The 21,375-nt window shown below is 55.9% G+C and carries 18 protein-coding genes; 12 read left to right on the forward strand and 6 right to left on the reverse strand.

Annotation, left to right across the window (positions count from 1 at the left end):
* Position 1: 1 nt before the first annotated feature.
* Positions 2-1,318: an HlyD family type I secretion periplasmic adaptor subunit gene (locus AC2FH6_RS11725; protein WP_271948965.1), complete on the reverse strand. Its 1,317-nt coding sequence runs from the start codon at positions 1,316-1,318 to the stop codon at positions 2-4.
* Positions 1,318-3,057 carry a type I secretion system permease/ATPase gene (locus AC2FH6_RS11730; protein ID WP_496702702.1) on the reverse strand — a complete coding sequence of 580 codons (1,740 nt, stop codon included), beginning with the start codon at positions 3,055-3,057 and terminating at the stop codon, positions 1,318-1,320. The genes AC2FH6_RS11725 and AC2FH6_RS11730 overlap by 1 nt, the downstream gene beginning before the upstream one ends.
* A 426-nt stretch (positions 3,058-3,483) precedes the next feature.
* On the opposite strand from AC2FH6_RS11730, the gene AC2FH6_RS11735 reads away from it, so the two are divergent.
* Genes AC2FH6_RS11735 through arcC form a run of 5 tightly spaced genes read left to right on the forward strand, consistent with a single transcriptional unit; the run spans position 3,484 to position 9,430 of the window.
* A complete protein-coding gene (locus AC2FH6_RS11735) occupies positions 3,484-4,890 on the forward strand; it encodes a YfcC family protein (RefSeq protein WP_496702704.1) in 1,407 nt (468 codons plus the stop codon).
* A 9-nt stretch (positions 4,891-4,899) separates the two neighbouring features.
* Positions 4,900-6,237, forward strand: a complete 1,338-nt coding sequence (locus tag AC2FH6_RS11740) for an amino acid permease (protein ID WP_496702706.1) — start codon at positions 4,900-4,902, stop codon at positions 6,235-6,237.
* Positions 6,234-7,463 carry an arginine deiminase gene (locus tag AC2FH6_RS11745; RefSeq protein ID WP_496691568.1) on the forward strand — a complete coding sequence of 410 codons (1,230 nt, stop codon included), beginning with the start codon at positions 6,234-6,236 and terminating at the stop codon, positions 7,461-7,463. Before AC2FH6_RS11740 ends, AC2FH6_RS11745 begins: the two co-directional genes overlap by 4 nt.
* 29 nt (positions 7,464-7,492) lie before the next feature.
* Positions 7,493-8,494 (forward strand): ornithine carbamoyltransferase, encoded by a 1,002-nt coding sequence (argF, locus tag AC2FH6_RS11750; RefSeq protein WP_496702707.1) that lies wholly within the window; start codon positions 7,493-7,495, stop codon positions 8,492-8,494.
* A 3-nt stretch (positions 8,495-8,497) separates the two neighbouring features.
* Positions 8,498-9,430: a carbamate kinase gene (gene arcC, locus AC2FH6_RS11755; RefSeq protein ID WP_496702709.1), complete on the forward strand. Its 933-nt coding sequence runs from the start codon at positions 8,498-8,500 to the stop codon at positions 9,428-9,430.
* Here arcC and AC2FH6_RS11760 read toward each other — a convergent pair.
* Positions 9,427-9,672, reverse strand: a complete 246-nt coding sequence (locus AC2FH6_RS11760; protein WP_496702711.1) for a hypothetical protein — start codon at positions 9,670-9,672, stop codon at positions 9,427-9,429. The two genes, arcC and AC2FH6_RS11760, sit on opposite strands and share 4 nt — an antisense overlap.
* A gap of 25 nt (positions 9,673-9,697) precedes the next feature.
* On the opposite strand from AC2FH6_RS11760, the gene AC2FH6_RS11765 reads away from it, so the two are divergent.
* From AC2FH6_RS11765 to AC2FH6_RS11785, 5 genes are read left to right on the forward strand one after another with little or no spacing between them, the layout of a single operon-like run.
* Positions 9,698-10,216 (forward strand): DUF4178 domain-containing protein, encoded by a 519-nt coding sequence (locus AC2FH6_RS11765; RefSeq protein WP_496691570.1) that lies wholly within the window; start codon positions 9,698-9,700, stop codon positions 10,214-10,216.
* On the forward strand, positions 10,213-11,514 hold the full coding sequence (locus AC2FH6_RS11770; RefSeq protein WP_496702713.1) for a DUF4178 domain-containing protein: 1,302 nt from the start codon (positions 10,213-10,215) through the stop codon (positions 11,512-11,514). The genes AC2FH6_RS11765 and AC2FH6_RS11770 overlap by 4 nt, the downstream gene beginning before the upstream one ends.
* Position 11,515: 1 nt before the next feature.
* Entirely contained in the window at positions 11,516-11,680 is a 165-nt protein-coding gene (locus tag AC2FH6_RS11775; RefSeq protein ID WP_185956671.1) for a hypothetical protein, read from the forward strand.
* Between the two features lie 10 nt (positions 11,681-11,690).
* Complete coding sequence (locus AC2FH6_RS11780; RefSeq protein WP_496702715.1) at positions 11,691-11,915, forward strand: DUF350 domain-containing protein; 225 nt, start codon at positions 11,691-11,693, stop codon at positions 11,913-11,915.
* Positions 11,912-13,453, forward strand: coding sequence for a polyamine aminopropyltransferase (locus tag AC2FH6_RS11785; protein WP_496702717.1), 1,542 nt, complete (start codon positions 11,912-11,914; stop codon positions 13,451-13,453). The genes AC2FH6_RS11780 and AC2FH6_RS11785 overlap by 4 nt, the downstream gene beginning before the upstream one ends.
* Here the strand turns inward: AC2FH6_RS11785 and speD are convergent.
* Complete coding sequence (gene speD / locus AC2FH6_RS11790; RefSeq protein WP_496702719.1) at positions 13,424-13,825, reverse strand: adenosylmethionine decarboxylase; 402 nt, start codon at positions 13,823-13,825, stop codon at positions 13,424-13,426. The genes AC2FH6_RS11785 and speD overlap by 30 nt on opposite strands.
* A gap of 326 nt (positions 13,826-14,151) precedes the next feature.
* Between speD and AC2FH6_RS11795 the strand changes: the two genes are divergently transcribed.
* Positions 14,152-15,324, forward strand: a complete 1,173-nt coding sequence (locus tag AC2FH6_RS11795) for an ATP-binding protein (RefSeq protein WP_496702721.1) — start codon at positions 14,152-14,154, stop codon at positions 15,322-15,324.
* Positions 15,325-15,752: 428 nt separating this feature from the next.
* Positions 15,753-17,756, forward strand: coding sequence for a DEAD/DEAH box helicase (locus tag AC2FH6_RS11800; RefSeq protein ID WP_496702723.1), 2,004 nt, complete (start codon positions 15,753-15,755; stop codon positions 17,754-17,756).
* Positions 17,757-18,138: 382 nt separating this feature from the next.
* On the opposite strand, the gene AC2FH6_RS11805 is transcribed toward AC2FH6_RS11800, so the two are convergent.
* Both AC2FH6_RS11805 and AC2FH6_RS11810 read right to left on the reverse strand, forming a co-directional pair.
* On the reverse strand, positions 18,139-19,740 hold the full coding sequence (locus AC2FH6_RS11805) for a BCCT family transporter (RefSeq protein WP_496698393.1): 1,602 nt from the start codon (positions 19,738-19,740) through the stop codon (positions 18,139-18,141).
* A 29-nt stretch (positions 19,741-19,769) separates the two neighbouring features.
* On the reverse strand, positions 19,770-20,849 hold the full coding sequence (locus AC2FH6_RS11810; RefSeq protein WP_496702725.1) for an extracellular solute-binding protein: 1,080 nt from the start codon (positions 20,847-20,849) through the stop codon (positions 19,770-19,772).
* Between the last annotated feature and the right edge of the window lie 526 nt (positions 20,850-21,375).

Raw genomic sequence — 21,375 nt, forward strand, 5'->3', positions numbered from 1 at the left:
TCTATTCCCGGAAGGCCCTGTTAAAGTAATCGGCCATCGGTTTTATCAGATATGAAAACGGGGATCGCTCGTCCGTCTTGATCATCGCTTCGACTGGCATGCCGGGTACAAGGCGTTGCCCGTTCAGGCGCTCGATCTGGTTGGCATCAGGTAACATTTCAGCGCGATAAAATGTGTGTCCGGTGTTCTCATCAGTGAACGTATCGGCAGAAATCGTGACAACATGCCCTTCGATTTCGGGGGTTTCGCGTTGGTTGAAGGCGGGAAATCGCAGGAGGGCGGGCTGCCCAATATACACTTGGTCCACATGAATCGCATCTACGCGAGCGGCGATCAGCAGAGGAATTTCCTGTGGTACGACATACATCATCGGTTCTGCCGGTTGCACTACCGAATGCAGTGCAAACACCTGGCTTCCATAGACTGTACCGGAAACCGGCGCCCTAATATCCAGCCGCGATAGACGAACAGCCAACGAGAGCCTGCGTTCAGACAGTTCCGCGATTTTCGATTGCGCATCGCGTAGGGCGGTGATTGCTTCTTCGCGGCGTGTCGCCTGCAGTTCTACAATCTTGATCTCGGTTGCCGCGATTTGGCCTTTGAGCCGCGCGGCAGCCGCTTCGAGCCTGCCTATTTCACCTGTCAGGCTGGCTTCTTCGCGTTGCAAGGCGGATACCCGACTGGCTTGTGTCAGGCCGCGTTGAAGCAGGCTTTGCTGGTCCTGCAGCTCCTCCTGTATCAGATCGACCTGACGGCGCAGCGAGACCAGTTGCGCCAAGGTGCCCTCGATCTCGCTTTCTATCTGAATGCGTTGCTTGCTCAACTGCTGAGTCTGCTGATTTAGGGTATTCAGACGTGCCTCGAACAGGCGTTGCTGGCCGGCGATCAGCTCAGGGTCAATGTCTTCTTGTTTCTGTACGTCGTTCAGCGCGGATGTCAAAACAGTCAGATCAGTGCCATCGCGTTCGGCCTGAAGCCGCGCCTTTCGGACGAGTAATTCAAACAGCTGCGCCTCAACGATGGTCTTTTCCGAGGTCAGAAACGTGTCATCCAGACGTAACAGAATGTCGCCGCCGGTGACGGAATCACCGTCGCGTACAAAAATCTCGCCGACCACGCCACCGTCTGGATGCTCGACTACCTGGCGGTTGCTTTGAACTTCGATGACGCCCTGCGATACAATGGCGCCTGCCAGTCTGGTCTGCACCGCCCAAAAGCCCAACCCGCCGATTAAAATAGCCAGTGCGAGAAACCCGACCAGAGCAGGAAATGTAATGCGCCAAACAGGGCGCGTGTCATTATGATTGGGCTTTTGCATTACTCACCCACCCGTGCCAGACCTTTTTTGATCGCATTTGCGTTCTGAACCATGGCGCTTAGCACCTCATCGCGGCTGCCGGATTTCACGACCTGGCCATTTTCAACAACAGCAAGATCGTCGCATTCCGAAATGGCCTGTGGTCGGTGCGTCATGATGATGGCTGATTTACCCGTGGCCTTCAGTTCTCGGATCGCGGTGTTCAATGCCTCAGTGCCATCAGCGTCGAGGGCGGAATTCGGCTCGTCCAGGATCAGCAGGACCGGATCGCCATACAAAGCGCGCGCCAGAGCAATACGTTGCTTTTGACCACCCGACAGTTGACTGTCATTGCCTTCCAGAAACGTGTCGTACCCCTTTTCCAACGTCAGAATCAGGTCATGTGCCTTGGCTTTTTTTGCTGCAGCGATGACCGCTTCCGAATCCGGGTTTTGGGACATCCGGGCGATGTTTTCGGTCACTGTTCCGTTGAACAAAGTGACTTCCTGCGGCAGATAGCCGATGTGTTGGCCCAAATCATCAGTGCCGTATTGATCCAGCGTAGCGCCTCCAAGCCTGATTTCGCCAACGGCCGGTTTCCACAATCCTAACAGGGCCTTGGCAAGCGTGGATTTTCCTGACCCGCTTTTGCCGATCACGCCCAAAGCTTTGCCCGGTTCTAGTTTCAGTGAAACGTTCCTGAGTGTCGGTAAATCGGCGCCGGGTGGTACAACGGTCAGTCCTTTGGCGGTCAGGTGCGCATCTGGTACAGGCAATTTGGTCCGGTCCGGCTCGGGCGGGGTGGTGTCCAGGAATCGGTTCAGTGAAATCCACGCAGATCGCGCACGCTCCACCAATGCCCATTGGCCCACCGCCTGCTCGACCGGGGCCAATGCGCGCCCAAGCAGGATGGACCCTGCAATCATTGCCCCAGGGGACAGTTCGTTTCTTAAAACCAGCAAAGCTCCCAATGCCAGCATGGCAGATTGCAAGAACAGCCGCATCGACTTGGTTAATGAGGTAAAGCTTCCGGTCCAATCGCTGGCCGAGATGGTCTGTCTCAGCGCATCGGTCCTCTGGGTCAGCCAGCGTTGCGAGATGTCGTGCTGCATTCCTTGCGAGCGGACAACTTCTGCGGCTTGTCTGGCATGTTCCGAGAATGAGCCTGCCCGCGCCGAGGCCTGCTGCGCAGCGGCAACCTTTCTATGAGTGAGCGCCTGATTAAGCAGAGCGATGACAATCAGGATCGCGCCACCCGCAACCGCAAGCCATCCAAGCATCGGGTGGAATAGGAAGATTGCTGCCAGAAAAACCGGTGTCCAGGGGATATCCATTACGGCCAGCAAAACAGGTGAGGAACACAGGTTCTGGATTGCCTCAAGGTCGCGCAAGGCAGTGGCTGGGGCTGCACGGGCCTGCGGAACAAGAGATTTTCGCAGCGTTGCCTCGAACACCCGCTCGTCCAGTTGCGACTGGAACCTCGCTCCGAACCGCGCAACGATACGTCCTCGCGCAAAATCCAGCATGGCCATAAGGCTATATAATAGAGCGACAATCAGAAACAGCGCCGTGAGGGTTTCAACCGCCCGAGAGGCAAGGACCCGGTCATAAACCTGCAGCATGAATAAAGGCCCCGTCAGCATCAGCAGGTTGACAAAGATGCTGAACAGGAAGGCCAGTGCCAGAAATGACAGCCCCTTGTTGCGCACCTTGCGCAACTCATGTCTGGCAGGCAGGGACCTGGGAATTTCAGAGCTCACGTTGTTAGCCTTGGGTTACTGTTCGATACGGGCATTTGCGCCTTAATTTCTTGCACATTAGCCTTTGGTAAGCCTAATGCAAATGTGCGACTTCCCGGTTCAGGGAAATGGGCTGATATGTCAACATGATCACCACAGTCTCAAGCGGGTTTCTGCCAGACTGGGGCGATGGATCGCAAGGTGCTAAACGTTGCACTCAAATGAGCAACTTACGATCTGTAGGAAAGCAAAAACTGACCAACCTGAATCCGGCGTCAGCCTGAATTCTATTGATGCAGGTCAATGCGCAGCGCCAGCGAATGGCGTTCATGTAGAACCGTTCAGGTCGCCTCGGGGTCATTCATCCTTTGTAATCTCATATTGAGACTGTATGAAGAGACCGGAAGTTTCGAAACCCAATCTCAGCTCTTTTAGGAGTTTGATGACATGAAGCTCAAGTTTCCAACTGCATATACAATTCTGTTTGCGTTGATAGCACTGGTCGCCATTGCAACCTGGTTTGTTCCCGCTGGCCAATATGACCGCGTCGCTAACGAAGCCCTGGGACGCGATGTTCCGGTACCGGGCAGCTATCAGGTTGTCGAGCCCAATCCGCAGGGGTTCTATGATGTCGTACTGGCCCCTATCGGGGGGTTCTATGACCCTGTCAGTTATGAAGCGCGGGCGATTGATGTTGCACTTTTTGTGCTGGTGATTGGCGGTTTTTTGGGAGTTGTAACGCGAACCGGGGCGATTGACGCCGGGATTGCGCGCGCAATGGTGCGTCTGAAGGGGCGCGAGAAATGGATGATCCCCATCTTGATGGCCTTCTTTGCTGCGGGGGGCACAATCTATGGCATGGCCGAAGAGTCACTGGCTTTTTACGCGCTGATCATCCCAGTGATGATTGCCGCGCGCTATGACGCGGTAGTGGGTGTGGCCATCATCATGCTGGGGGCGGGGGTTGGCACGCTGGGATCGACGATTAACCCGTTTGCCACAGTCATCGCCTCGGATGCGGCGGGGGTGCCCTTCACCAATGGCATAATGCTGCGCTTTGCGCTGTTGCTGGCATGCTGGTTGGCCTGTGTGGTTTTTGTCATGCGATATGCAGCCAAGGTCAAAGCCGATCCGGATCTGTCCATCGTTGCCGACAAGCGCGAAAGCAATGAGGCGCATTTCCTCAAAGGTGGCCGCACGGGCGGTGAAGCTCCGACCTTTACGAGTATGCATGGGCTGATCCTTTTGATCTTTGCGGCCAGCTTTGGCGTGATGATCTGGGGTGTCGCGGCAGGAGGCTGGTGGATGGCCGAGATGTCCGGCCTGTTCATTGTGTCCTCGATAGTCGTGGGATTGATCGCACGGATCGGGGAAGAGGAATTCACCTCGACCTTCGTTGACGGTGCCCGGGATTTGCTGGGCGTTGCGCTGGTGATCGGGATCGCACGCGGGATCGTAGTGGTCATGGACGCAGGAAACATCACCGATACCATTTTGTATTGGGCAGAAGGTGCCGTGGATGGTTTAGGCAAAGTGGCCTTTATCAATGCGATGTTCGCCTTGCAGGGGCTGTTGTCCTTCCTCGTCCCGTCATCTTCGGGCTTGGCGGTTCTGACGATGCCGATCATGGCGCCGCTAGCAGACTTTTCCGGCGTAGAACGGTCTTTGGTCGTGACGGCCTATCAGTCAGCCAGCGGTTTGGTGAACCTGATTAACCCCACCTTTGCGGTGGTCATGGGCGGGCTTGCCCTGGGGCGTGTGCCCTATGAACGCTGGCTCAGTTTCATGTGGCCGCTTTTACTGATCCTGATCGTCATCATCATGGCCGGGCTCAGCCTTTCCGCGTTGGCATGAGGTCGCATTATGCCCACCGACACCCGATCTAAACCCAAAGGAACCCTTGGGTTCTGGATGTGCACCGCGCTGGTGGTGGGCAATATGATCGGGTCCGGTATTTTCCTGCTGCCGTCTTCTCTGGCCGCGTTCGGGCCAATCTCGATGGCGGGATGGGTTCTGACCGCAGGAGGCGCGATTGTTCTGGCGTTAATCTTCGGGCGACTGGCGCGATTGTCTTCAAATACCGGTGGGCCATACGCTTATGCGCGCGAGGGCTTTGGTGATTTCGCGGGCTTCCTGATTGCTTGGGGCTATTGGATCGCGCTGTGGTCTGGGAATGCCGCCGTTGCCGTCGCCTTTGCTGGCTATCTCAGCTTTATGGTACCCGCCATCGGGGAAACTGCGCTGGCGGGGTTGGCGGTTTCTCTGGGAGCGATCTGGCTGCTCACCTGGGTCAATCTGCGCGGCGTGCGGCAGGCCGGGATTGTGCAGGTGGTGACCACGGTGATGAAACTGGCCCCGCTGCTGGTGCTGATCCTGCTGGGACTGTCCCATGTCCAACCGGCCAACTTCCAGCCGGCCAACCTTAGTGGAATGTCGAACATTTCGGCTATCTCGGCCTGCGCGGCGCTGACGCTTTGGGCCTTTGTGGGGCTCGAATCCGCAACGGTTCCGGCGGACGATGTCAGGAACCCTACCAAAACGATCCCTCTTGCGACGATTGTCGGAACCTGTGTTGCCGCATTGGTCTATATCGCCACGACCTATGTGGCGCTTGGGGTAGTGCCATCCGGCACGCTGTCCGGAAGCAACGCACCGCTGGCGGATGTTGCGCATGTGATGTGGGGGTTTGGCGGTGCGGTATTCATCGCGGCCGGGGCCTGCGTTTCGACCTTCGGCACGCTCAACGGATTTGTGCTACTTACCGGGCAAGTGCCACTGGGCGCTGCCCGCGACGGGTTGTTCCCGGCCGGTTTTGCCCGGGTGTCACGGACCGGTACGCCTGCATTTGGCCTGATCTCCTCAAGCCTGCTAGCCAGCGCTTTGATCGCTATGAACTATACCCGATCCCTGGCTGAACAATTTGAATTCATCATTCTGTTGGCCACCCTATCCACGCTGGTTCCCTACCTGCTGTGCGCAGGTGCCGAGATAATGATCCGCGCAAAACGCAAAGAACGCACCCGCCTGCCACCGCAGGCCTTTGTGCTGGCGGGTCTCGGTTTTGTCTATTCATTCTGGGCGATTTTCGGCGCTGGAAAAGACGTCGTTTTCTGGGGCGTCCTGTTGCTGTTGGCTGGGTTGCCCATCCATGTCTGGCTGCGTTGGCAGTCCGGCGCGATTACATCAAAGGAGATATCATGACTGGATTTGGCACACATTCCGAGATTGGGAAACTTCGAAAGGTGATGGTCTGCGAACCGGGTCTGGCCCATTCCCGCCTGACCCCTGGCAATGCGGCTGAGTTGCTATATGACGATGTCCTTTGGGTGCACAAAGCCCGCTCTGACCATGCCGATTTCCGCATGAAGATGGAGGATCGCGGGGTTCAGGTTTTAGAATTCCAGACGCTGCTTGCAGAAACGCTGAAGGACAAGGGAGCCCGTAATTGGGTTCTGGACCGCCGCATTACCGAAAATCAGGTGGGCGTCGGTATGCTGAATGAGCTGCGCGGCTGGTTGGATGAGATGGCGGCCAAGGATCTGGCCAGATATCTGATCGGCGGCATCGCGGTCGAAGATATGCCGTTCAAACCCTCAGGTATGTTCGGCAGCTATCTGGGGCCATTGGGCTTTGTGATTCCACCGATTCCAAATACGCAGTTCACTCGTGACAACAGTTGCTGGATCTATGGCGGCGTGACGGTCAACCCGATGTACTGGCCGGCGCGGCGCCCCGAAACCCTGTTGGTGACCGCGATCTACAAGTTCCACCCCGAGTTCCGCGACGCAGATTTCGAGATCTGGTGGGGTGACCCAGACAAGGATCACGGCGCGGCCACGGTCGAAGGCGGTGATGTCATGCCCTGGGGCAATGGCAGTGTGTTGATTGGCATGGGCGAACGCACCAGTCCGCAGGCGGTTGGTCAAGTCGCCCGCGCTCTGTTTGCCAAAGGCGCGGCGGAGAGGGTTGTTGCCTGTCAGATGCCCCGCAGCCGCGCGGCTATGCATCTGGATACAGTGTTCAGCCATTGCGACCGCGAGACCGCGACTGCCTATGTTGATGTCTGTAACGACATCCAGTGCATCAGCCTGCGCCCCGGAAACAAAGAGGACACGATCGACTTCCGGCGCGATGACAAACATCTGTTCGATGTGGCCGCCGAATGCCTGGGGATCAAATCTCTGAACATCGTTCAGACAGGCGGAGACGCATTCAATCAGGAACGCGAGCAGTGGGACGACGGCAACAACGTGGTGGCGTTAGAGCCCGGCGTGGTCGTTGCCTATGACCGCAACACCTATACCAACACGCTGCTGCGGAAGGCGGGGGTCGAGGTGATCACGATCTCGGGCTCGGAACTGGGGCGTGGGCGAGGCGGCGGGCATTGCATGACCTGCCCGATCTGGCGTGACCCCGTGGATTATTGAACCGGATTACTGAAAAAGGAGATTGACCAATGGCATTTAACATCAAGGGCCGCAGCTTTCTGAAACTGCTCGATTTTGACCAGCGTGAGCTGCGTTATCTGCTGGACCTGTCGCGCGATCTGAAGCGCGCAAAATATGCGGGGTCTGAAATCCAGCATCTAAAAGGCAAGAACATCTGCCTGATCTTCGAGAAATCCTCGACCCGGACCATGTGCGCCTTTGAAGTGGCCGCGATGGATCAGGGTGCCGGTGTCACCTATCTTGGGCCCTCGGGGTCACAGATCGGGCATAAGGAAAGCATGAAGGACACTGCCCGCGTGCTGGGCCGCATGTTCGACGGCATTGAATATCGCGGTTTTGGGCAGGAACTGGCGGAAACTCTGGCCGCCAATGCGGGCGTGCCGGTCTATAACGGGCTGACCGATGAGTTCCACCCGACCCAGATGCTGGCCGATCTGCTGACCATGCAGGAATATGGAGAAAAGCCCCTGCATGACATCAAATACGCCTATGTGGGCGACGGGCGGTCCAATATGGGCCATTCGCTGATGATCGCGGGCTGCATGATGGGGATGGACGTCCGCATCGCCGCCCCACGTGATCTGTGGCCGTCCGACGAATTCCGCGGTCCGGCGGAAGAAGCCGCCGCCCGTTACGGCGCGACGCTGACCATCACCGATGATCCTGCGGCCGCCGTGGATAGCGTGGATTTCATCCACACCGATGTCTGGGTCTCGATGGGCGAAGCACCCGAGGTCTGGGACAGCCGGATCAAGCAGCTGACCCCCTATCAGGTCAACAGCGCGCTAATGGCAGCGGCAAACAATCCAAACGTCAAATTCATGCATTGCCTGCCCGCCTTTCACAATACCGAGACTAAAGTGGGCGAAGACATCCACGAGAAATTCGGCATCACCGAAATGGAGGTCACCGAAGAGGTATTCGAAAGCCCCGCCGGTATTCAGTTCGAACAGGCCGAAAACCGAATGCACACAATCAAGGCCGTTCTGGTCGCCACTCTGGGGGCCTGAGCTATGCGGATCGTCGTCGCCCTTGGGGGCAATGCGCTGCTGCGGCGCGGTCAGGCCCTGACCGCCGAGAACCAGCGTGAAAACACAGCCATCGCCGCGCAGGCGTTGGCCACCATTGCCGAGGGGAACGAGTTGATTGTGACCCACGGGAATGGCCCTCAGGTGGGATTGCTGGCCCTACAGGGCAACGCCTATAAACCGGATGAGGCCTATCCGCTGGACGTGCTTGGGGCGGAAACCGAGGGCATGATCGGGTACATGATCGAGCAAGAGCTGGGCAACCGTCTGCCGCCCGAGACGCCTCTGGCCACGCTGCTGACCATGATTGAGGTCGATGCCAAGGATCCCGCCTTTGACGACCCCACAAAATTCATCGGTCCGGTATATGACAAACCCGAGGCTGAACGATTGGCCACCGACAAGGGCTGGCAAATTCGTGCGGATGGTGACAAATGGCGACGGGTTGTTGCCTCTCCGCTGCCGAAACGGATTTTTCAAATCAGGCCGATTAAATGGCTGCTGGAACGGCAAACCGTGGTGATCTGTGCCGGTGGCGGGGGCATTCCCACGGCCTATACTTCTCCGGGTTATCTGGAGGGGATAGAAGCGGTGATCGACAAGGATCTGGCCTCAGAGCTGCTGGCCCGAGAGGTCGGGGCCGATTTGTTCATTTCGGCAACGGATGCTGATTGTGCCTATCTGGACTGGGGTACCGATACTCAGCGTGGTATAAAAGCCGCCTCACCAGATGCCATGGCCAAGTTCAATTTCGCCGCCGGTTCGATGGGCCCAAAGGTCGAGGCCGCCGCCCAGTTTGCACGGCTTACCGGCAATTCTGCAGCCATCGGCGCCTTGGCCGACCTGGCGGAAATCGTCGCGGGCCGGAAAGGCACAACCATAAGCAAAGACGCAGCTGATACCCTATTTCACGACTAACTCAGATGATTGCTGGGGCTGACGGCACCTCTAACAGAACCGCCAGCATGTTCAGTTCCACCTATGTGGTTCTGTTTGAATTCTGGCAACAAGGGCGAGGCGGCACCGGACGTGTATTCTCCAGAACCAATAACGGCTTGAACTTTCATTTTCTTTGCGCGACTTGAAAGCATGAAGACTTTGAACTGTCCAAACTGCGGTGCGCAAACCCCGATTGCGCTGAAAGGGATAAAGGTTGCCACCTGTGCGTCCTGCGGTACGACGTTGATGATCAATGATGTCCAGGTTCAATCGGCGGGCCAGCAGGGTGAGATGCACGATGCACCGCTTTTGTTCGGGATAGGCGATCAAGTGCAACTGGGTCGAACGTCGACATTGATTCTTGGTCATGCGCGCTATTCCTACGGGCGGGGGTTCTGGGATGAGTTCTGCGGTGTCGATGGTGATGGCCGCACCTGCTGGATATCGCTCGATGAGGGAGATGTCGTTCGGCAGAAACGCTTGACCGAAAAGGACACGCCGAAATTCATGCCTCCGTTCAAGCTGGGCGAAACGCTGGATTTCGACGCGGCCACATTCACGGTTACCGAAGTTGAACATGCCGAATGCATCGCCCTGCGCGGACAATTCGATGAGGTGCTAAAGGTCGGGGAAAGCCATGAATTCGTGAACGCATCCGCCGGAGACGAGGCTCTGTTGTCCGGTGAATTCTGGCCGGGTCATGCGATCTGGTTCTACGGTCGGTGGTACGACGCGTTTGATGTGAAGGTTCAGCGGCAGTCATGACCCGAAATCCAAGTCTTCTTTCGATCAACTGCACTTGCTGCGGCGCCGGTCTGGATGTGCTGGGCGGGGGCAGGGTGATCGTGCAGATCTGTTCCTATTGCGGGGCCGAACTGGATGCACAGAACAACTACCGGACTCTACGCCAGTTCAAGGATCAGAAACGCCCGGAAACTCCGCTTTCGATTGGGATGAGTGGGTCGTTGTATGGTGCTGAGTTCACCATAATTGGTCTGATCGAACATGCCGAGCGCTGGGGCGGACGGGTCTACCAATGGATAGACCATCAGCTCTATTCGCCAACTCACGGCTATGCCTGGCTGACGCTTGAGGCGGGGCATCTGGTGTTTTCCAGACGCTATCGCGGATCGGCCTGGATGTCGGAGCGGTGGGTTGAGACAGCGGAATCCCCTCCCTCTGTGACGACCGAGGATGGGCGCTATGTGTATTACGAGACCACCACAAGCGCGGTCACCTATGTTGAGGGTGAATTCACCTGGCCGCCGTCGCTGGGGGAAAAGACAACCACGATTTCGGCGATGTCTGATACGGCGATGCTGGGGTTTTCGACCACCGGGTCCGAGCGTGAGACCTATCGCTCGTTCTATGTTTCGAAACAGCAGGCCGAAGCAGCTTTTGGGGTTTCATTGAACCTGAACCCACATCGGGTGCATCCGCTGCAACCTTTCATCGAGGGCCCAAACTATAGATTTTTGCTGGTCGTATCATTCGTGTTTACGATCCTTTGTCTTGTGATGGCGGTTTCCTTCTCTCAACGATCAGGAGAGAGGGCGATAGAGCGTCAGGTGCTAAAACGTGGCGACTTCCCGGCCGAGATTGCGATACCGCTTGAAGCCGACAGCCAACTGACGCGCGTTTCCTTCTCGGGCAATGTCAAAAACAGTTGGATCTATCTGGACATCGAGCTGCTTGATCCCGAAGGAGAGCCAGTATTCGAGGCGGGCCGAACGATCGAATATTACACCGGGCGCGACTCGGAAGGATCGTGGAGCGAAGGCAGCAAATTTGCGAGCCTGACGTTTCGACCAGATCGCACAGGCGATTACACACTGGTATTAGACGTGCCTGAGCAGGGGCTTTGGACCGGGTCGGGCGTAGGCCATGTACCGGGGCAGCCGTTCAGCCAGTTGCAGGTCAGTGTCAAAACCGGATTGTCCAGTGGTCTTTGGACATTCGCGCTGGCCGGGGTTTTTGGAGCGCTGTTCCTGTTTCAGTTCGGGCGCAAATGGTTGCATCAACGCGCCCGGTGGTCGGGAACTGATTGGGTAAATGAGGATTAAAGTGACAGCTTTCAGGATCATTTTCGTCGTCATTTCAACCCTGGCCGTGGCTGCCACGGGTTATGTCTCGTGGCATGGGTATTGGGCCGAAAGCCGTGACTTGGACACCTCGGTTCGGGTCGGCAGCGGTGGCGGCGGGTACTATCGGTCAAATCGGATAAAATAGTGAGGAATCAATGGATTATATGGCAGCAATTCAGATTGCAGAAATCATCAGCACAATCTTCTACACCCTTCTGGGCGTGACGCTGATGTGGGTCGTGTGGAAGGTGATCGACTGGATGACGCCGTTCTCGGTTGTGCACGAGATCGAAAAGGATCAGAACATCGCGTTGGCGATCCTGATCGGGCTGCTATTTGTGGCGGTGTCCATCATCATCGCGGCCGTCATCCTGTCATGACCCAGCCCCGCGCGGTTGAGGCGCGCGCCGCGTGGTTGCTACTGGCCACTTTTCTGGTGGCCGTCGCCGGGCTGATCTACGAGCTGATTGCCGCCACCTTGTCCAGTTATCTGCTGGGGGATTCCGTCCGCCAGTTTTCACTGGTAATTGGCATCTTTCTGTCGGCGATGGGAGTAGGTGCTTGGCTGTCGCGCTTTGTCTCGGATGCGTTTTCCGGTTTTGTCTGGGCGCAGATCCTTCTGGGCATCGTTGGCGGTTTTTTGGCGCCGGTGCTGTTTCTGAATTATGCGTGGTTGGGGCAGGTGGCCTTGCCGCTTTACGGCGCTTTGATTGCCATTGGCATCCTGTCCGGGATGGAGATCCCATTAATTGCCCGTGTGCTTGAACAGATCGGGGCGCTGAAGTTCCGATTTGAGAACGTGCTGAGCGTCGACTACATCGGAGCGCTGGTCGCCTCATTGGCGTTTCCACTATTGGTGATCCCGTATCTGGGGCTGATGTCGGCGAGTCTGGCTTTTGGCGGTCTAAACCTTGCCGTGGCTGGCCTGTCTCTGCTGGTGTTTCGGGAATGGGCTACGCGGGTCCAGGTGGCAGTCTGGGCGGTGGCCTTTGTGGCAACTCTGGGCGCACTGTGGCAGTCCGAACGGCTGGTCTCGGTCGCCGAGGCCGAACTGTTCGAAGATGATGTCATCCTGTCCGAGGCCACGTCGTATCAGCAGATCACCGTCACCCGGTACCGCGACCGGGTGCGCCTGTTTCTGGATCATTCGATCCAGTTCGATTCCCTTGACGAACACCGCTATCACGAGCCACTTGTGCATCCGGCCATGGCCCTTGCGCCGCGCACGCTTGACGTTCTGATCTTGGGGGGCGGAGACGGCATGGCCGCGCGCGAGGTGCTGCGCTATCCCGAGGTGCAGTCTGTGACGCTGGTGGATCTTGATCCGCGTGTGACGCAGTTGTTTCGCGACCATCCAGATCTGTCCAAGCTGAACGACAATGCTCTCAGCGACCCGCGCGTGACGGTTGTCAACGAAGATGCCTGGAGATTTCTGGAGCGGGAAACCCAGATTTACGACGTGGTGATCATTGATCTGCCAGACCCCAAATCCATCGCCTTGTCCAGACTATACACCAAGCAATTCTACGGCTTGCTGGCCGAACGGCTAAGCGGGCAGGGGGTCTTTGTCACCCAGGCCGGATCACCGTTCTTTGCTCGGCAGGCCTTTTGGTCGGTGGCCGAAACGATCGAGAGCAGCCGCAATCCGCAAAGGCCCGGACGGGGACTGCAGGCGGTTCCCTATCACAGCTACGTGCCGAGCTTCGGCGAATGGGGGTTTGTTCTGGCTACATTTGAACCATTGACCGACCGTAGAATCGAACTGCCGGATGGGTTGAGCTATCTCGACGATGATGTTTGGCGCGCGGCACAGATTTTTGGCGGTGATACCGACCGGGTCGATGCCGAACCTAATACACTGCAATCGCACGCATTGATGGGATACTACTTAGACGGTTGGGACTACTGGTTCCGGTAAACCGCGGTTGACGCGCGTAATTTCAACTCGGGCAGGGCGCAGGTGCTTCTCAAGATATGCGACCGCTTTGTCCGGTTGCGTTGTGCCACACATGAAGATGTCCATGGCGGCATAATCATTTTCCGGCCAAGTGTGGATCGAGATATGCGATTCTGCCAGCAACAACACCCCGGTCACACCGCCGTGCCCGCCAAATTTGTGGAACTTGCCCGACAGTATCGTTGCGCCAGCCTCCCGCGCCGCGCGGGTCAGTGCCTCTTCGATGCGCGTTACGTCGGTTAGGTATTGGCTGCCGTAATGATCGACCAGAATATGCATTCCCGAGCCAGCCAGCGTGCCTGTGTCAGCGTTTTTGATTGCCGGTATGGTCATGATCCTGGTCCTTTCTGCGATTTGATTTTTCGCAGATTCTTAGGGGTTTGTGCGCGGCAAGTACCTAGTTGGCTTCGCCCTTCAGGGCAATGGAAATGAAATTGAGGGACGCAAAGAGGACTTTTCGAATTTAATAGTTAAGAAAGAAGAACGTACTCAGGTTAAATTTTCTCTTGATCAAATGGGACGCAGCTTTCCACGATTATGCTCGACCTAAGGTCCAGACTTGCGTGTCATGGTTTTGGGGTGAAGGGCCGAGACGATAGGGTTTCACTGGACAGTAATTTGGAATTTTATCCTTGTAAATCTTCCACCAAATGGAATAAATGCAAGGTATGATCAAGCGCGGTGATAGAAAGTCAGTTGAAGACTCTCTCGAGAACCAGGCGGGCGTAGTCCTGCTTGGGCCGCGGCAAGTTGGGAAGACAACTCTCGCGCAGGATATCGCTGAAAGCCGTGACGCTGTCTATCTTGATATGGAGAGATCTGCTGATCGCCAGGTGCTCGAAGAGCCAGACCTCTATCTCGACGAGCAGGTTGGGCGCCTGGTGGTGATCGATGAAGTTCAGCTTATGCCGGGCCTGTTTAAGGCATTACGCGGTCAGATCGACCGACGACGAAGACAAGGGTATCGGACTGGGCAATTCCTGCTGCTGGGGTCGGCCTCGAACACGCTTCTGCACCAAAGCGCAGAATCCTTGGCTGGCCGGGTCAGCTATCACGAGCTGACGCCTTTCATTTTGTCGGAAACCGGAGTGGACTCGATCTCTGCGCTGTGGTTGCGGGGTGGGTTTCCAGATAGCTTCCTTACTAAGAACGACAAAACCAGCCTGGCATGGCGCGAGGATTTCATCCGCACTTATCTGGAACGCGATGTTCCGGCTTTCGGGTTGCGCATCCCGGCGGAAACATTGCGCCGGTTCTGGACAATGCTTGCCCATGAGCAAGGCGGGTTACTCAATGCGGCGAAACTTGCGGGAAACCTTGGCGTATCGGGCCAGAGCGTTGCGCGCTATCTTGATTTGCTGGTCGACCTGATGCTGGTGCGCCGTTTGCAGCCCTGGCATTCCAATGCCGGAAAGCGTCTGGTCAAATCTCCCAAGGTTTATATTCGCGATTCCGGGCTGGCCCATGCACTTCTTGGGATCGAAACACAGGAAGACCTGCTTGGGCACCCGGTTGTCGGCGGCAGTTGGGAAGGATTCTGTATCGAGAACCTGATCGCCGCGGCACCACGCGGAACAGAAGCAAGCTTCTATCGCTCTTCAGCAGGGGCTGAGGTAGATTTGTTATTGAAACTTCCCCGCGGCGGCCTCTGGGCCATAGAGATCAAGCGGACGACATCAGCGAAGGTTACGCGTGGGTTTCACATCGCGACAGAAGAATTGGACGTCTCAGAGCGCATCCTTGTCTATGCCAACGACAAGGAAGTGCCGGGGCAGGGAGGTGTACGGGCCATGCCTCTCATGAGCGCAATGAAACGGCTGGCGTCTGCATAGACGCAAGAGGGACCGCGCCATTGGCTCAACGTCATGCCCTAAATTCGAAGATAACGTGGTCGTAGAAGCTATCGAATCCGACTGCTTGTAGTAGATTTCCCGAAGGAGTAGTCACGTTAACCGCCAGCCCGACAGGGACAGCTGGTTTACAGACGGTTGAAAGCTCTACAGAAAAACGCCTGTTTTGATTATTCCAAGCCTGCGCTTCTGCCGCGTCTCAACAAATTGAACCGAAAGCGGCGAGGGTCTCAAGCCGCTACTGAAAGGGAGCAGTATGGGCAGGATACGGGATTTTCACCGCATCTGCCCCGGTTCGTGGCTATACAATAGTCAAGACACTCGTTAAGGGGCTGTCTTTACCCATGGATGATGCATTGATTGCAATACCGCACAATCCCATCTCCTGACCGATGAAAAGAACCACCGCTGTGAAACAAACCATTGCAAATGCGCTGGCTCGCAAGGGCTATGACACCTTAACCCAAGTTCAGCAGGCTGTAACCCGGCCCGAACTGGAAGGGAAGGATATGCTGGTTTCGGCCCAAACCGGATCGGGTAAAACCATCGGATTCGGTCTGGCGATTGCGCCGCGACTTTTGGGTGACGCTGAGACTTTCGAAACCTCGGGCGCACCGCTGGCACTTGTTGTAGCACCAACGAGGGAACTGGCGCTGCAGGTAAAGCGTGAACTCAGCTGGTTGTTCGCCGATACGGGCGCGTTTCTGGCGTCCTGCGTCGGAGGTATGGATATTCGGGATGAACGCCGTGCGTTGGCGCGTGGCGCGCATATTGTTGTCGCCACTCCGGGACGGCTGCGGGATCATATCATGCGGGGCTCGATCGACCTGACGGCCATTCGCGCCGTGGTTCTTGATGAGGCCGACGAGATGTTGGATCTCGGGTTTCGAGAGGATCTGGAATTCATTCTGGATGAAACACCATCAGACCGTCAGACTTTGCTGTTTTCTGCCACTGTCCCACGTGCGATTGCCAATTTGGCGACACGGTATCAGCGCGATGCAGAACGTGTGAGCACCGTCAGCGAAAAGACGCAGCACGCCGATATTGATTATCGTGCTATGTTGGTCGGTCCGCGCGACGGCGAGAATGCAATTATCAATGTGTTGCGCTATTATGAGGCGCCGAACGCCATCGTGTTCTGCAATACCCGCGCGATGGTGTCACGTCTGACCGCGCGCCTGTCAAACCGGGGCTTTTCGGTCGTCGCCCTATCCGGAGAATTGACCCAGAGCGAACGCTCGAACGCCTTGCAAGCCATGCGCGATGGGCGTGCCAGGGTCTGTGTGGCAACGGATGTTGCCGCCCGCGGTATTGATTTGCCTAACCTTGATTTGGTGGTCCATGCGGAACTGCCAAACAGCCATGAAACACTGCTGCACCGCTCGGGTCGAACAGGCCGGGCCGGGCGCAAGGGCGTTAGCGCACTAGTGGTTGCACCCGCGTCGCGGAAAAAGGCGGAACGTATTCTGAAATTCGCCAAGCTGACCGCCGATTGGGGGACAGCCCCGTCAGCCGAAGAGGTGACCGAACGCGATCAGGTGAGGATGTTCGCATCGGATGACTGGCAAGCAGAGATTACGGAAAGTGAACGCGCAGCAGTTCAGAAAATGGTAGAAAGCTTTACTCCTGAGCAGATTGCAGCAGCTTACCTGCGGCAGTACAAGCTGCGTCATTCCGCGCCAGAAGAGTTGTCGACGGTCGATGAGCAAAGCCAGAAACCGCGCGCGGCCTTTGGCCCCAGCGTCTGGTTTTCGCTGTCCGAGGGGCGCAATCAAAATGCGTCGCCGCGTTATATGCTGCCGATGATCTGCAAGTCAGGCAATCTGACGAAGGATGACATTGGGGCCATCCGGATTGCCGATGATGTGACCTATTTCGAGATACGTGAGCCCAGCGTCGAAGGGTTTCTGACAGCCGTTGGGCCCGAGATGAAGATCGAAAAGGTCAAGAATCTCGTGCGTCTGGACGCGGCACCGGACTTTGCTGAAACTGGCCGGACCAAGCCCATCGGAAAGCAAAGAGGCAAACCGATTACGAGCAAACGAGATACGACTCCGACCGAACGGAGCGGCACTGCAACCTATGGACGTCGCAAGCCTGAACCCGAGGGCCGGGCACCTTCCAGCCCTGCAGAACGTTCCACAAGGGCCGTCAAATCAGCCAAAGTAGAACGCCAGCGTGCTTCGAAAGACGAGGCAGATGCCTTGTTCAAACCGGTTGGTGCAAAGCCAAAGGCACGTAAGGGCGGTAAATCTGAAGCCAAAGGCGGCGATATCAAATCTGCCCGAACAGCATCAAAGGGTCCACCTCCACCCAAAGGTAAGTCAAGCAGCAAGAAGAACCGAGCGCGAGTCGCAGCGGCCAAATCTACAAAAGGTGGCGATTCTGTCCCGAAACGGCGGAAGACTTAGCCTGCATTCCATTCCGAACCTGGTTTTTTGGCTCTGGGCATTACCTTTAAGGGACAATGGAAGGCATGGGCGAAAGAAACCGCTCCATCACGACCAGGATCGGACTATCCCCCACAATGTACCTTTGGTTCACGGGTCGAGATTGTGTGAGAGGCTCACCATGGAGAGCCGACAAGCCTATCCAGTTGCTGTACCACGCGGGTAGCAGAGATGCTGGTGGAAACCATTAGGCAGAGGTTCTTTCGTATTCGTTTGCTCCCAGAAAGTTTGGCAAACTTCACATCAGAACGAAGAAAGCTTCGCGGACAGGTCGAAACCCAAGTCTGTAATTGTCGAGAGGCAGATGTAACTGCCTCTCGACAAATTGAACCACAATGGCTGCCTATCTGTTGAGGAACTCCATTTCGTACTTATCCTCAACATCGGGCACTGGATGCTCAGCGTGAAGCGACGAAACAATACCATAGATCATGAACAACAAGATCACAGCGATTGGTAGCCCTGCGACGATGGACGCTGTCTGTAGCGCGCTCAACCCACCGGCCAGCATTAGGACACCGGCAACAACGCCTGCGGTAATACCCCAAAACACACGGAACTTGATTGGCGGATGCTCGTCACCCATCGACAGCATTGTGCACATCACGAGTGTCCCCGAGTCAGAAGACGTGACAAACCACGAAATCAGCAGAACCGTAATCAACACTGTGATCGGGTACACCAACCATGTGTAGCCAAATCCTTTGACCGTTTGGAATACGCCAGCGGCGTAGTCATTGTTGACCGCCTCGACGACACCTGCGTCGTAGAACAGATCAACCCCGGCTGCTGCGCCACCAAAGACACCCATCCAGAGCATCACGACTGAGGTTGGAATAAGAAGAACGCAATAGCAGAATTGCTTGATCGTCCGCCCCTTTGATACCCGCGCAATGAACAGTCCAACAAACGGGCACCATGCGATCCACCAGCCCCAGTAAAAGATCGTCCACCAGCTCTGCCATTGGTTTTCGGGCTCACCGTTGATCCAGAAACCCATGGGTATCACCGTCCAGAGGTAATCTCCAAATCCGGATATGGTTATGCCCAACAGGAATGCCGTAGGCCCCAGAATGATGAACAGGAGCAGCAGGCCAACACTTGCCATAACGTTGGCTTCAGACAAGATACGCACGCCTTTGCCAACACCCGATGCAGCAGAAGCCGTGCCAAGACAGGTGATGATTGCGACGAGGATCAACTGATTTGTCTGGGTGTTTGCCATCCAGCCAAGATCCTCAAGACCGGCGGCGATTGGTGTGACGCCCAACCCCAATGAGGTTGCGAGGCCAAAGATTGTACCAAATACGCCAATCAGATCGACGAGATGACCCCAGGGACCATAGATCCGTTCCTTCAGCACAGGATAAAGAGCGGTGCGCAAAGTCAGAGGAAGCCCATGGCGGTACGAGAAATATGCAAGGCAGAGGCCAACCAGCACATAAAGAGCCCAACCGTGGAAACCCCAGTGGAAATTCGTGATCGTTACCGCAGAAACCGCGGCGTCAACCGAACCTGGTTCAATTCCCGCCCGCTCAAGGAATGGGCTGCCTTGGATATGGAACATTGGCTCTGCAACGCCCCAATAGATCAGACCAGATCCCAAGCCCGCACTAAACAGCATGCAAATCCATGAAAACGTTGAAAAATCAGGCTCGTCATCATCCTTGCCCAGCTTCACGTGTCCGAACCGGCTGATCATAAGCCAAATTACGAAAAACAGTGCCGCGTTAACGACCAGTACATAGAACCAGTCCAGGCTACCGATGATAAAGTTTTTACCTGTCGCAAAGATCGCACTTGAAGCTTCAACATCACGGATCGTGAAGAACACAAACCCCAATATCATCACCATCGAAGCGATACCCATCGTCGGATTCATACCTTTGAACAAGCCGCTCTTTGCTACAAGATTGTCAGGTTTCTGTGTTGATTGATCACTCATTTTGCACCTCTTAGACCTGTTGTTTCGGCTTACCGTGTTGAACCCGCAGCGCCCTGACGGGCGGAGGTTGCGAGCCAGGACTGGAACGCCTCTTCCAGGCGCCCGTGGTTGGTGGCCCACCACTCGGCGTCCGACAGAATGTAAAGATTGTCTTCATACGCCGGACCGTTCGGGATGCGCTCCAAAATGTCATCTGACAGGAGTGTCATCGAAGATTTTCGGGTTGGACCATTTGGCAGGTGCCCGACCATATCGGCCAGCGAATTTGAGCTGCTAGCAAAGCGAATAAAATCAATGGCTTCTTCTTTATTCTGGCTTCCTTTTGGTATGCCGAACAGATCCAGCTCAATCACACGGCCGTCCATGTTGACCGTAAAATCGGAACCGTCTTCCTGGGCGGCCGTTGCACCGGTAGTGGCCCAGATCGATGACATCGCAATGTCGCCAGAGTTCAACAGGCGTACGGGTTCACGCCCGGTTTCCCAGATTTGCAGGCCGGTTTTTATGTCGTCCATCTTTTTCAGCGCGCGCTCAACACCTTCTTCGGTTTCGAGCGTTGGATACACATCATCGCGGGCTACGCCGTCGGCCATAAGGGCCCATTCCATGATCACTGTCGGATCATTTCGGATGGCACGTGGCCCAGGATAGGTTTCTGTGTCGAAGAAATCCGAAATGGTTGATGGAGGCGTTTCTGCGAATTGAGAATTGTTATACGCATATGCGGTGCCCCATACGATGACTCCTACGCCACAATCATTCAGGGCACCTTCGACAAAATCCTCTCGAAATGGTGTGCCATCGACGCCATCAGGCAGTTCTATGTCAGATATATTCTCCAGCAAGCCCTCTTCGCAGGCGCGAAGTGAATCTGCTTGCGTAAGGTCGACCACATCCCAAATCACATTTGCGCTTTCGACCTGATCGCGGATTTCCGAGATGCCACCATTGTAATGTGCAACATGCACATCGGCGTTTTTGGCTTGCTCATAAGGGCGCACAAACCCAAGCATCTGACTTCGCATGTAAGGGCCGGTCCAGGATGTGAAGGTGATGGACGGCCCGGGCTCTGGGATTGTGGTTTCGCTCTCAGAGTTACTTTGCGCCATCGCATTACTCAAAGAGAGAGTGGAAAACAGCGCAGCTATCATTATCCGACAGCCCCTGACCGCCTTTAGCCTATAGTACATCATCAAATTCCTCCCTAGTCGCTTCTAATTTTGTATAAGCGCTTTGTTTGGGTCGTCCTCCTGGTCAATTCCCAGCACATTCAGCAAGAATACATCAAATTCACCCTGATGATCAGCAATAATCAAAAATTGCGAAAGCTAAATACGACTATTCCGCCAGACAGAGCGACAGATTTGGCAGAGCCACCAAGAAACAAGGCTTGCGGTTACAGGCTGTTTTCCAGAAGCCAGCGATACAGAGAAACCGGTTCCTGTTCGTCGACCACAGTTAATTACGGACCTGATCTTGGGGCCTATCTCACCTTCGGCGAAAGAGTCTCAGGGGCGTGCGCAGGCGCTGGAATGACGACGCCCACGGGCGTAAAGTTGATGTTTTTTCTCAAAGCCTTGACGTGTCATCGCAATAAATCTGACCGACAGATCGCCAAATTGAATGCACACACAG

The organism is Ruegeria sp. CDSC045, assembly GCF_059610725.1.